The following is a 12771-nucleotide window of genomic DNA, read 5'->3' as shown; positions in this document are numbered from 1 at the left end:
GATGATTGTTTACCCAGTGAAACACAGTCCGTTGTTGCGTCAGCCAGAACACTTTATTGCCAGAGATGAATTAAAAAACCTTATTAAGAAGGTGACCCATAACCTTGTCAATATCAATGATCAAACGGGTGAGTTCTTGTTGCGACTGGACGATGGACGCGTCATTGATACCAAAGGATGGGCTGGATGGGAGTGGACGCACGGTGTCGGCTTGTACGGAATGTATCAGTATTATCAGCAAACTGGCGATGAAACGATGCGCGATACCATCGACAGCTGGTTTGCCGACCGCTTTGCTGAAGGGGCTACCACCAAAAACGTCAACACCATGGCACCGTTTTTGACGCTGGCCTATCGCTATGAAGAAACGCGTAATCCCGCTTATTTACCGTGGCTTGATTCCTGGGCTGAGTGGGCAATGTATGAAATGCCGCGAACTGACTTCGGCGGCATGCAGCACATTACGCTGGCGGAAGAGAATCATCAGCAGATGTGGGATGACACGCTGATGATGACGGTTTTACCGTTGGCGAAGATTGGTCAATTGCTCAACCGACCAGAGTATGTCGAAGAAGCGACGTATCAGTTCCTGTTGCATGTACAAAACCTGATGGATAAAGAAACGGGGCTGTGGTTTCACGGCTGGAACTATGAAGGGCATCATAACTTCGCCAACGCGCGCTGGGCGCGCGGGAACAGCTGGTTAACTATCGTTATTCCTGACTTCCTTGAACTGGTAGATTTACCGGAAAATAATGCGGTTCGCCGCTATCTGGTACAGGTGTTGAACGCGCAGATTGCAGCTCTGGCGAAATGTCAGGATGAGAGTGGTTTATGGCATACGTTGTTGGACGATCCGCACTCTTATCTGGAAGCCTCGGCCACTGCGGGGTTTGCTTATGGGATCCTGAAAGCAGTGCGTAAACGCTATGTCGGTCAGGAATACGCGGCTGTGGCGGAGAAGGCCATCAGAGGCATTGTGAAACATATTTCGCCGGAAGGTGAACTGCTGCAAACCTCCTTTGGTACCGGGATGGGGCACAACCTCGATTTTTATCGCTATATCCCGCTGACCTCGATGCCTTATGGACAGGCGATGGCGATGTTGTGTCTTACCGAATACTTGCGTAAGTATTTTTGATGGCGAGGCCCGATGACGCCGCAACTATCGGGCCAGGTGTTGCTGTGGCATCTGATGGTGTGTTGCTCTCCTGCGGTGCAAACAGATGATCCATGATTTGACGCATTATCGGTGCGGTGGTAACACCGTCGCTGCCGCCGTTCTCGAGAATCAACGCCACTGCGACTTTCGGGTTTTTATACGGAGCAAAAGCGGTATAGAACACATGATCCCGCAAGCGGATGGGGATCATCTTCGCATTGTAGGTCTGGTTTTCCTTCAAACTAAAAACCTGTGATGTGCCACTTTTAGCGGCAATACCATAGGGCGCGGTGTGGAAAAATTTGTAACCCGTGCCGTTCGGTTCATTCGCCATGCCAAACATCGCCTGACGCACCAGCCCCCAATAGGGAGATGCGGCAGAGGCAATTTGTGTTGACGTTTTTGGTGCCTGATAAGGTGTGACGGATTTGCCGCTTTCTTCATCCTGTAGCAGGTGAGGGGAGATCACTTTCCCATTGTTAATCAGCGCCACCATGGCTTTCACCATCTGGATCGGCGTGGCTATCCAGTAACCCTGACCAATGCCGACTGAAATCGTATCACCCTGATACCAGGCTTTTTTATGTACCCGTTGTTTCCAGTCGCGGCTTGGTAATAGACCGTCGTACTCTTCATCGAGATCGATGCCGGTGGGTTTACCGTAGCCAAACTGACTGAGCGTGTTGTGTATCCGGTCTATGCCCATCATATATGCCACCTGATAGAAGAATGTATCGGCAGATTCTTCTATTGCTTTGGTCACATCCAGCATACCGTGACCGGTTTTTTTCCAGTCACGGTAATGGCGTTCAGTGCCGGGTAGCGTCCAGGTCGGGGCGCCGAAGAAGCTGGTTTGTGGCGTGATTACTCCGCTCAATAAGGCTGACATTGCCATGTATGGTTTTACGGTTGAGGCGGGGGGATACAACCCCTGCGTGACGCGGTTTATCAGCGGCAGGTCTTTATCCTGTAGTAGCTTGTTATAGTCCTGGTAGCTAATGCCTTTTACAAACGGATTCGGGTCGTAGCTGGGATTCGACACCATGGCTAGCACTGAACCGTCGTGCGGATCTTCAACCAGTACGGCGGCACGCTGACCTGCCAACAGGCTCTCAATATATTCCTGTAAGTGTAGATCCAGCGTCAGATGAACATCCTTACCGGCGACAGGCGGTACATCTTTTAGCAAGCGCACGATGCGTCCGTGGTTATCCACTTCCACTTCCTGATACCCGGTTTTACCGTGCAGATCGTTTTCGTAGTAGTGCTCAATTCCCTGTTTGCCGATGTTATGGTCGGCGGCATAATTTTCTGCCAGCCCTTTTTTATCCAGCGCTTTTAGATCGCTGTCGTTGATTTTAGAGACATAGCCGAGTACATGCGCCAGCTCTGCACCATAAGGGTACTGGCGATCTTCATAGCTGTTGATGGTGACGCCGCTGAAATGAAACTGGTTAACCGAGAAGCGGGCGATCTCCACATCGGTCAGCGCATTTTTAAGCACCACAGGGCGATAGCGGCTGCTGGATTTCAGATCATGGCGAAACTGGTCAATATCATCCGCAGTAAGGTCAACAATTGGCGTTAACTGTTTTAGAAGTGTATCCATGTCGTTGATTTTATAGGGAGTGACTGAAATATCGTACCAGGTGACGTTGCGTACCAGTGGGATACCGTTGCGATCGTAAATGATGCCGCGTGTTGGGGCGACAGGCAGCATTTTGATGTCATTGGCATTCGAGCGGGTGGTGTAATACTGGTGCTCGCGAATTTGTAAGTTGTAGAGGTTATAGACAAGGATGCCAAAACAGATGACCACCAGGCCAAAGGCAACCATTACCCGTCGCTGAAAGAGTTTCTCTTCCGCTGCAAAATCTCTGAATGTCATTGACCCGTACCCGATTAATTCGCCGCCTAATGATACGGAGGCTGAAACGGGATAACAGACAAAAGATGTTCCATCTCTCTACGGAAATGTGTCATTCCTTGTGAATTGTTTCAGACCAGCATGTCCGGAAATAAAAAAGGCCTGAGTCCGGATTACGAACTCAGGCCTAGTATATTTTAATATGCTTACATGCGTTCTACGGTTTCGATACCCAGTGTATCCAGACCCAGTTTCAGCGTTTTCGCCGTTAACTGTGCCAGTTTCAGGCGGCTGTTACGGATCTCTTCGTTTTCAGCGCTGAGGATTGGACAATGTTCGTAGAAGCCAGAGAACAGACCGGCAACGTCGTACAGGTAGGCACACATCACGTGCGGCGTACCTTCGCGCGCAACAACGGTCAGTGTTTCTTCAAACTGCAGCAGGCGGGCCGCCAACTGGGCTTCGCGATCTTCGCTGATAATGACCTGCGCACTGGCAAGCGTGCTTTCATCGATATCCGCTTTACGGAATACTGACAGCACACGGGTGTAGGCATACTGCATATACGGTGCGGTATTGCCTTCAAAGGCGAGCATGTTGTCCCAGTCGAAGATGTAGTCGGTAGTACGGTTTTTTGACAGATCTGCATATTTCACCGCGCCGATACCGACCGCATTCGCCAGTTTTTCCAGTTCGTCGGCAGGCATGTCCGGGTTCTTTTCAGCCACCAGGCGACGTGCGCGCTCCAGCGCTTCATCCAGCAGATCGGCCAGTTTTACCGTACCGCCGGCACGCGTTTTGAACGGTTTACCGTCTTTACCGAGCATCATACCGAACATGTGGTGTTCCAGTGGTACGGAGTCTGGCACGTAACCTGCTTTACGCACGATAGTCCATGCCTGCATTAAATGCTGATGCTGGCGGGAGTCGATGTAATACAGTACACGATCGGCGTGCAGCGTTTCATAACGATACTTCGCACAGGCGATATCAGTCGTGGTGTAGAGATAGCCGCCATCTTTCTTCTGAATGATAACGCCCATCGGTTCGCCTTCCTTGTTTTTATACTCATCAAGGAATACAACGGTTGCGCCTTCACTCTCAACGGCCAGACCTTTGGCTTTCAGGTCAGCAACAATGCCAGGCAGCATTGGGTTGTACAGGCTTTCACCCATCACGTCATCGCGCGTCAGAGTGACGTTCAGACGATCGTAGGTTAACTGGTTCTGCGACATGGTGATGTCCACCAGCTTGCGCCACATCTCGCGGAAATAGGCATCGCCACCTTGCAACTTCACCACATAGCTACGGGCGCGCTCGGCGAATTCTTCATCTTCGTCGTAATGTTTTTTTGCATCGCGGTAGAAACCTTCAAGATCGGCCAGCGCCATCTCTCCGGCATTTTCCTGCTGTTGTTTTTCCAGCCACGCGATGAGCATACCGAACTGCGTACCCCAGTCACCGACGTGGTTCGCGCGAATCACATTATGACCAAGGAATTCCAGTGTACGTACCGCCGCGTCACCGATGATGGTAGAGCGCAGGTGACCAACGTGCATCTCTTTCGCCACGTTAGGCGCAGAGTAGTCGACGACAACGGTTTGTTTAGCGGGCTGGGTGACGCCCAAACGCTCGGAAGTCAGCGCCTGCTGGACGTGTTGCGCCAGAAATGCCGGATCGAGAAAAATGTTGATAAAGCCCGGGCCAGCGATTTCAACTTTGCTGGCAATCCCGTTGAGATCCAGATGAGTCAGCACCTGCTCTGCAAGTTGTCGCGGCGCCATACCCAGTTTTTTAGCAACTGCCATCATGCCGTTGGCCTGATAGTCGCCGAACTGTACTTTTGCTGACTGACGAACCTGTGGTTCGCAATCTGCAGGAGCGCCTGCAGCAATCATGGCCTGACTGACTTTTTCTGAGAGAAGAGCCTGAATATTCACCGGAATACCTTACATTTATGAAGCGGGTTGATATACACCGCACCAGTTTAAGAATTTAGGGCGGGAGTATACTGCAAATGGCCGTTGCCGTCAGCATTGCGAGTGTCGCCGGCTGACTGAAATATAAACAATGTAATTACGTATAATTATTCATGTTGTATCTGAAAAAATCAGCAGTTGGATGGGGCTGCGCAACAGAGTAAATTAGCGGCTTTGAATATGGATATGAGCATTCAATATGGCTAACTGGCAGACTGTTGAAGAACTGCATGATATTTCCGCAGATTTACCGCATTTCACTCAGGCGTTAACGGAGCTTTCCACCCGTCTTGGTCTGGATATCTCATCGCTTGAAGCCGATCACATTTCTCTGCGCTGTCATCAAAATACTACCGCAGAGCGCTGGCGCCGGGGATTCGAACAGTGTGGCGAACTGCTGTCGGAAAATATCATTAACGGCAGACCCATTTGCCTGTTCAAACTGAATGAGCCGGTTTGTGTAGCACACTGGCAGTTTACAGTTGTCGAGTTGCCATGGCCGGGTGAGAAGCGTTACCCGCACGAGGGTTGGGAGCATATTGAAATCGTTCTGCCTGGCGACCCGGAATTACTTAATACCCGGGCACTGGCACTGCTGTGTGATGAGGGATTAAGTCAGCCGGGAATATTCGTCAAGACCAGTTCGCCGAAAGGAGAGCGTGAGCGTTTACCGAATCCGACGCTGGCGGTTAGCGATGGTAATGTGACCATCAAGTTTCATCCGTGGTCAATTGAAGCGATTGTGGCAAGCGAACAACAGGAGTGAGTATGGCATTGCTGGAAATCTGCTGTTACAGCATGGAGTGTGCGCGCACAGCGCAGCAATATGGCGCGGATCGCATAGAACTTTGCTCTGCCCCCAAGGAGGGAGGCTTAACGCCGTCTCTGGGCGTATTGCGGTCAGTACGTCAGCACGTTTCCATCCCTGTTAACCCAATTATCCGTCCGCGTGGGGGGGATTTTTGTTATACCGATGGGGAATTTGCCGCGATGCTTGATGATATCGCTATGGTCAAAGAGTTGGGGTTCTCAGGGGTGGTGACCGGCGTATTAGATGTCGATGGCAATATCGATATGCCGCGTATGGAAAAAATAATGGCTGCCGCCGGCCCGTTAAGCGTCACCTTTCACCGGGCCTTTGATATGTGTTCTAACCCATTAAATGCACTGAAAAATTTATCTCAATTGGGCATCGCAAGAGTACTGACTTCTGGTCAAAAATCAGACGCACAGCAAGGTTTAACAAAAATAATGGAACTTATTGCGCAGGAGGGTGCTCCAATCATTATGGCCGGAGCGGGGGTTCGCGCCGCGAATTTGTCGCAGTTCCTCGACGCCGGAGTGCAGGAAGTCCACAGTTCTGCCGGAGTATGGCTGGCTTCACCCATGCGTTATCGCAATTCGGGGTTGTCGATGTCTTCGGATGCACAAGCGGATGAATATTCCCGCTATGCGGTAGACGGGGCGGCGGTTGCTGAAATGAAAGCAATCATTGCATGCCATCAGGCCAGCTGATTTTTACCGTTGCATCATGTCGCCCAATATGATGCTTGCTCGTACCAGGCCCCTGCAATTTCAACAGGGGCCTTTTTTTCTCCTTCATATTCCAAGCCGCAGCGGTGTTGGCTGCCTTGCTGCAACTTGAACTATTTTGGAGAAGTGGTGCTATACGTAACAGCTATCTGGCAATCCATTACGGTTTACGCGCAATCAAAACCGCACGTAATGGGGCGGGGTAGCCTTCAACCGTTTTGCTGTGGTCGTTCGGGTCAAGGAAGTCGGCCAGTGATTCGGTAATCATCCACTCGGTACGGCGCTGTTCTTCTGTGCTGGTAACACTCACGTCAGCGATACGCACATCCACAAATCCACATTTTTCCAGCCAGTTTTTAAGCGCCAGCGCAGAAGGAATAAAATAGACGTTACGCATTTGCGCGTAGCGGTCACCCGGCACCAGCACGGTGTTTTCGTCACCTTCGACCACCAGCGTTTCCAGCACCAGTTCACCATCTTGTACCAGTTGATCTTTCAACTGCCAGAGATGTTCCAGCGGAGAACGGCGGTGATAAAGCACGCCCATCGAGAAAACGGTATCAAATGCTTTTAGCGCCGGAAGCTGCTCAATACCCAGCGGCAGCAGGTGTGCGCGTTGGTCGTTGCCTAAAAGCTTACGTACCGCTTCAAACTGACACAGGAACAGCTGCGTAGGATCAATCCCCACCGCCAGATGCGCACCTGCGCCAATCATGCGCCACATGTGGTATCCGCTGCCACAGCCAACATCAAGAATGGTTCGCCCGGTTAGATCAGACAGATGCGGCAAAACGCGATCCCATTTCCAGTCAGAGCGCCATTCGGTATCGATATTCACACCGTACAGCGAGTAGGGCCCTTTACGCCACGGCATCAAGTTACGCATCAGGGTATCGATGCGTTTGCGCTGCCCTTCACTCAGTGGCTCTGCACTTTCGGCGGTCACGCTGTGCAGTAAATCCAGACGATGTGGCGTCAGCTCCGGTAAAAACTCGACCGCGTTCGACCACTGCTTAAACAAGCCATGTTGATCTCGCTGCCAGGCGGCAATTTGCGCCGGTAGTGTTTCCAGCCAATGAGAAAGATGATTCTTGGCGATTAGCTGATAAAAGTTACCAAAGTCGATCATGCAGAAACCTCAGCTTTCAGCGCTACCAGAGAACCAAAATTGAAGCACTGGAACCACAGTTCGCTGTGTTCAAAGCCGGCCTTGCGCAGACGCGCTTTGTGAGTTTCAACAGAGTCGGTCAGCATCACGTTTTCCAGCATGCTGCGCTTCTGGCTGATTTCCAGTTCGCTGTAGCCATTTGCCCGTTTGAAGTCGTGGTGCATGTTGAACAGCAGTTCGCCAACGTGGGTATCTTCGAAGCTGAATTTCTCTGACAGCACTAGTGCGCCACCGGGATTCAGCCCCTGATAAATCTTATCCAACAATGCCTGGCGCTCAGCCGGCTCAAGGAATTGCAGGGTAAAATTCAGCACCACCATAGAGGCGTTTTCAATAGTGATGTTGCGAATATCTCCCTCGACAATCTCGACCGGAGTCGGTGCTTTATAGGCATCAATATGGCGGCGGCAACGTTCGACCATCGCCGGGGAATTATCGACGGCGATAATTTTGCAATTATCATGATGAATATTGCGACGCACCGAGAGCGTCGCAGCGCCCAGAGAGCAACCCAGATCATAGATCTGTGAGTGGGGTTGCACGAAACGTTCGGCCAGCATACCAATCATTGAAATGATGTTTGAGTAGCCGGGAACGGAACGCTGGATCATGTCCGGGAAGACTTCAGCTACCCGTTCATCAAAGGTCCAGTCACCCAGACTGGCGATAGGCGCAGAAAAAAGCGTGTCGCGGTGAGACATAACGTAAAAATCCGGGAAAAATAAAGTGGCGTATTGTGCGCTAATGCAGGGAGAAAACCAACTCCCAGGGCATATACCAAAGATTCGCCAGCACCATTAGCAACAGTGAACACCAGGTGGCGCTCATGCCAGAACGACGCCAGCGAAACAGGCGGTGGTGGAATCCGTAATAATGCATCAGTCGACCGGCAATCAAAATAAGCCCGCAAATATGCACCATCCACGTTTCTGCGCCGTTCATTTCCATAAATAACAGCAGCACTAATGCGACAGGAATATATTCCACTGCATTACCATGAATGCGGATAGCACTTTGCAGTTCACTAAAGCCGCCGTCGCCATAGGCAACGCGATACTGCATACGCAGGCGAACGACGTCAAAGGAGAACTTTATCAACAATAACGCACCTAATACGGCATAAAGCGCGCTTACCATACAAACTCCCTTTAAAATGGCTGATGGCACTGTCTATGATAGGTGGCATTTTCAGAAAAGAGAAGATTGCTGTGGAATAGATGGCGCTGATCCGATCTCTGGCAGCACGGTGCGCAGATCGCTCCATAGCGTATCCACCAGTTGTGGCGCTTGTGCGATGTCGGGCGTATGCAAGAACAGATATGGCGTTGAGGTCTGCCGCCAGAGCGATAGCTTTGCCAGCCAGACGGCAAAAAATTGCTGATTTTGCGCCATATCATCGCTACCGATAAACCGTACCATCGGATTGTTTGCTGTCACTACGGCATGAACCGGCACCTTCGGCTTCTTACGTTGCGCATCGCGTATGGCTTCAGTATGAGGGATTGCCGCGTGTACCGGGCGGCTATCTAAAACGACCCGATTGACCCCACGCTCATGCAGACCGCGATTAAGTTGTTTTTCTTCCTCGCCTTTGGCAAAAAACGCGGGATGACGCACTTCAACGCCGTAGGTAAAGGTTGCGGGAAGCGTATCGAGAAAATGCCACAGAGCATTGAGAGCACTCGGGCCAAAAGTCGCGGGTAACTGTAGCCAGTATTGCCCAATCCGTGCTTCCAGCGGGGACATCCGCGTTAAAAATTCCTGCACTAAATCGTCGCAGTTACGCAGCGCGGCCTGATGCGAAATTGTGGCTGGAAACTTAAAGCAGAACCGAAATGCGTCTGTGGTTTGAGCATGCCAGCGAGAAACGATATCGACTTTCGGCAGCGCGTACAGAGTAGTATTGCCTTCCACACAGTTAAAGTGGCGGGCATACTCTTCCAGACTGGTGATACCCAGGCGCACCCATTTCGGGTGCGACCACTGCGGTAAGCCGATATAGATCATAGCGCTTGCAGGATCTCGTTAACGCTGCGCACGCGAGCAATACGCGGGAAAATATGCGTCATGCTGCCCTGATGTTGATCGGCACTGGCGGCGCTACAGGCGTCTTCCGCAATGATAAGGCTGAAACCCAGTTCCCAGGCGTTACGAGCCGTTGACTCGACGCCGATATTGGTGGAGATGCCGCACAGGACGATGGTGTCGATGCCGCGACGGCGCAATTGTAGCTCAAGGTCAGTGCCGTAGAATGCTCCCCACTGGCGTTTGGTAACCTCCAGGTCGCTGGTACATTTGCCCAGAGCGAGCGGGTAATCCCACCAGTTGTCGGGTAATGCTTTTGCCGGGATCTGCGCATCAACCGGCTGTTTCAACGCTTCGGCATAATTATCAGACCAGCCGACGCGAACCCACACTACTGGCGAACCGTGAGCACGAAATTTTTCCGCTAGGCTTGCCGCGCGGGCCACAACGTCGTTAGCTCTGTGAGGACCTCCGGCAAAGGGCAAAATCCCTTCCTGTAGGTCAATCACGACAAGGGCGGTAGTTTTAGGGTTCAGTTCCAGCATGGTGACTCCAGTAAAAAAAGAATTCCGTTACACCTTAATCGCGATTCTGTGTGAAAGGGGCGACAATTTTTGTTATTTTTTGTGAGATTACGCAATACCCGCGTAGGAAACACGCGTACAGTCAGTACCGGACTTATCGTGCGGCAGAATTTCCAGTATAATAGCCGCCTTTTTTCATTCAGTTGTGACATTCAGCTAAAGCTGCGACTTCGTCATCTGCAAAGCAGGTGACAATCCGCCTGCGGCAAAGTTAAGGGATATCTCATGCGTACAGAATATTGCGGACAGCTACGCCTGTCCCACGAGGGGCAGCAGGTGACTCTGTGTGGTTGGGTCAACCGTCGTCGTGATCTTGGTAGCCTGATCTTTATCGATATGCGCGATCGCGAAGGTATCGTGCAGGTGTTTTTCGATCCGGACCGTGCGGACGCGTTAAAGCTGGCCTCCGAACTGCGTAATGAGTTCTGCATTCAGGTTACGGGCACTGTACGTGCGCGTGATGCGAAAAACGTCAACGCCGATATGGCGACCGGCGAAATTGAAGTTCTGGCGTCCGATCTGACCATCATTAACCGTTCAGATTCACTGCCGCTCGACTCTAACCATGTAAATACTGAAGAAGCGCGTCTGAAGTATCGCTATCTGGATCTGCGTCGCCCGGAAATGGCGCAGCGTCTGAAGACCCGCGCTAAAATTACCAGCCTGGTGCGTCGTTTTATGGATGACCATGGCTTCCTCGACATCGAAACCCCGATGTTGACCAAAGCTACACCGGAAGGCGCGCGCGACTATCTGGTGCCTTCACGTGTGCATAAAGGTAAATTCTACGCGCTGCCGCAGTCTCCTCAGTTGTTTAAACAGCTGCTGATGATGTCCGGCTTCGACCGTTACTACCAGATCGTCAAATGCTTCCGTGACGAAGATTTACGTGCTGACCGTCAGCCTGAATTTACCCAGATCGATGTTGAGACATCCTTCATGACTGCACCACAGGTGCGTGAAGTGATGGAAGCTCTGGTGCGTAATTTGTGGCTGGAAGTAAAAGGTGTGGACCTGGGCGATTTCCCGATCATGACCTTTGCCGAAGCTGAGCGTCGTTACGGTTCCGATAAGCCGGATCTGCGTAACCCGATGGAACTGGTCGACGTTGCTGACCTGCTGAAATCTGTCGAATTTGCTGTGTTCTCTGGCCCGGCTAACGATCCGAAAGGCCGCGTAGCTGCCCTGCGCGTACCTGGCGGTGCCGCTCTGAGCCGTAAGCAGATCGACGACTACGGTAACTTCATTAAGATCTACGGCGCTAAAGGTCTGGCTTACATCAAAGTCACCGAGCGTGCGAAAGGTCTGGAAGGGATCAACAGTCCGGTGGCTAAGTTCCTGAATGCTTCAATCGTAGAAGCGATTCTGGAACGTACCGGCGCGCAAGACGGCGATATGATTTTCTTCGGTGCCGACAACAAGAAGGTGGTTGCTGATGCCCTGGGCGCACTGCGTCTGAAACTGGGTAAAGACCTGAACCTGACAGATGAATCCAAATGGGCGCCGCTGTGGGTCATCGATTTCCCAATGTTCGAAGACGACGGCGAAGGCGGTCTGACCGCGATGCACCATCCGTTTACCGCACCGAAAGATATGACTGCCGCAGAGCTGAAAGCTGCGCCGGAAGATGCGGTTGCCAACGCTTACGATATGGTTATCAACGGTTATGAAGTGGGTGGCGGTTCTGTACGTATCCACAACGGTGACATGCAGCAGACTGTATTCGGTATTCTGGGTATTAATGAGCAAGAACAGCGCGAGAAGTTCGGCTTCCTGCTGGATGCGCTGAAATACGGTACTCCGCCGCATGCGGGTCTGGCATTTGGTCTGGATCGTCTGACCATGCTGTTGACCGGTACCGACAACATTCGTGACGTTATTGCCTTCCCGAAAACGACGGCTGCCGCGTGTCTGATGACCGAAGCGCCAAGTTTTGCCAACGAAGCTGCGCTGGCGGAACTGAGCATCCAGGTTGTGAAGAAGGCAGAGAATAACTGATATGAAGTACAAACAGCCTGTCTCGGTGTTAGTCGTGATTTATGCAAAGGACACCGGGAGAGTGCTGATGTTACAGCGACGCGACGATCCTGATTTCTGGCAGTCGGTCACCGGCAGCCTTGAAGAAGGTGAAACCGCGTCGCAAGCCGCCATGCGCGAAGTAAAGGAAGAGGTCACCATTGATGTTGCCTGCGAGCAACTGACCTTAATTGACTGCCAGCGCACGGTGGAGTTCGAGATTTTTAGTCATTTACGTCATCGCTACGCACCGGGAATCGAACGAAATACGGAATCCTGGTTTTGCCTGGCACTTCCCTCTGAACGAGAGATCGTGTTCACCGAACATCTGACCTATCGTTGGGTTGATGCAGCAGAGGCTGCACAGTTAACCAAGTCGTGGAGTAACCGGCAGGCGATTGAAGAATTTGTAATTAACGTCGCCTGAGAAGGCACGC

The 12771-nt window shown here is 51.6% G+C and carries 12 protein-coding genes; 5 read left to right on the top strand and 7 right to left on the bottom strand.

The window, feature by feature from the left end; genetic code table 11:
- Nucleotide 1: 1 nt before the first annotated feature.
- Nucleotides 2-1141, top strand: coding sequence for a beta-galactosidase BglB (gene bglB, locus AACS05_RS13665; RefSeq protein ID WP_045444157.1), 1140 nt, complete (start codon nucleotides 2-4; stop codon nucleotides 1139-1141).
- Here the strand turns inward: bglB and mrdA are convergent.
- Nucleotides 1113-3050 (bottom strand): penicillin-binding protein 2, encoded by a 1938-nt coding sequence (mrdA, locus tag AACS05_RS13660; RefSeq protein ID WP_045444154.1) that lies wholly within the window; start codon nucleotides 3048-3050, stop codon nucleotides 1113-1115. The genes bglB and mrdA overlap by 29 nt on opposite strands.
- Before the next feature lie 185 nt (nucleotides 3051-3235).
- A complete protein-coding gene (argS, locus tag AACS05_RS13655) occupies nucleotides 3236-4969 on the bottom strand; it encodes an arginine--tRNA ligase (protein WP_045444152.1) in 1734 nt (577 codons plus the stop codon).
- 238 nt (nucleotides 4970-5207) lie between these two features.
- Here argS and AACS05_RS13650 point away from each other — a divergent pair, with 238 nt between their 5' ends.
- Nucleotides 5208-5774 carry a VOC family protein gene (locus tag AACS05_RS13650; RefSeq protein ID WP_045444150.1) on the top strand — a complete coding sequence of 189 codons (567 nt, stop codon included), beginning with the start codon at nucleotides 5208-5210 and terminating at the stop codon, nucleotides 5772-5774.
- Nucleotides 5775-5776: 2 nt separating this feature from the next.
- Nucleotides 5777-6523, top strand: coding sequence for a copper homeostasis protein CutC (gene cutC / locus AACS05_RS13645; RefSeq protein WP_045444147.1), 747 nt, complete (start codon nucleotides 5777-5779; stop codon nucleotides 6521-6523).
- A gap of 178 nt (nucleotides 6524-6701) precedes the next feature.
- On the opposite strand, the gene cmoB is transcribed toward cutC, so the two are convergent.
- The 5 genes from cmoB to AACS05_RS13620 are packed head-to-tail and all read right to left on the bottom strand — an operon-like array spanning nucleotide 6702 to nucleotide 10279.
- Entirely contained in the window at nucleotides 6702-7670 is a 969-nt protein-coding gene (gene cmoB / locus AACS05_RS13640; protein WP_045444145.1) for a tRNA 5-methoxyuridine(34)/uridine 5-oxyacetic acid(34) synthase CmoB, read from the bottom strand.
- Nucleotides 7667-8410 (bottom strand): carboxy-S-adenosyl-L-methionine synthase CmoA, encoded by a 744-nt coding sequence (gene cmoA / locus AACS05_RS13635; protein ID WP_045444142.1) that lies wholly within the window; start codon nucleotides 8408-8410, stop codon nucleotides 7667-7669. The genes cmoB and cmoA overlap by 4 nt, the downstream gene beginning before the upstream one ends.
- A gap of 40 nt (nucleotides 8411-8450) precedes the next feature.
- On the bottom strand, nucleotides 8451-8846 hold the full coding sequence (locus AACS05_RS13630; RefSeq protein ID WP_016153418.1) for an MAPEG family protein: 396 nt from the start codon (nucleotides 8844-8846) through the stop codon (nucleotides 8451-8453).
- A 51-nt stretch (nucleotides 8847-8897) separates the two neighbouring features.
- Nucleotides 8898-9716 carry a DUF72 domain-containing protein gene (locus tag AACS05_RS13625; protein WP_045444139.1) on the bottom strand — a complete coding sequence of 273 codons (819 nt, stop codon included), beginning with the start codon at nucleotides 9714-9716 and terminating at the stop codon, nucleotides 8898-8900.
- Entirely contained in the window at nucleotides 9713-10279 is a 567-nt protein-coding gene (locus AACS05_RS13620; RefSeq protein ID WP_045444136.1) for a hydrolase, read from the bottom strand. The genes AACS05_RS13625 and AACS05_RS13620 overlap by 4 nt, the downstream gene beginning before the upstream one ends.
- Nucleotides 10280-10543: 264 nt before the next feature.
- On the opposite strand from AACS05_RS13620, the gene aspS reads away from it, so the two are divergent.
- On the top strand, nucleotides 10544-12316 hold the full coding sequence (gene aspS, locus AACS05_RS13615) for an aspartate--tRNA ligase (RefSeq protein ID WP_045444133.1): 1773 nt from the start codon (nucleotides 10544-10546) through the stop codon (nucleotides 12314-12316).
- Between the two features lies 1 nt (nucleotide 12317).
- A complete protein-coding gene (gene nudB / locus AACS05_RS13610; protein ID WP_045444130.1) occupies nucleotides 12318-12761 on the top strand; it encodes a dihydroneopterin triphosphate diphosphatase in 444 nt (147 codons plus the stop codon).
- Nucleotides 12762-12771 lie beyond the last annotated feature (10 nt).

It is taken from the genome of Citrobacter sp. S-77, assembly GCF_963864895.1.
Lineage (GTDB): Bacteria > Pseudomonadota > Gammaproteobacteria > Enterobacterales > Enterobacteriaceae > Citrobacter > Citrobacter murliniae.
The sequence above is the reverse complement of the archived record's forward strand: the minus strand, read 5'-3'. Positions and strand labels throughout refer to the sequence as shown.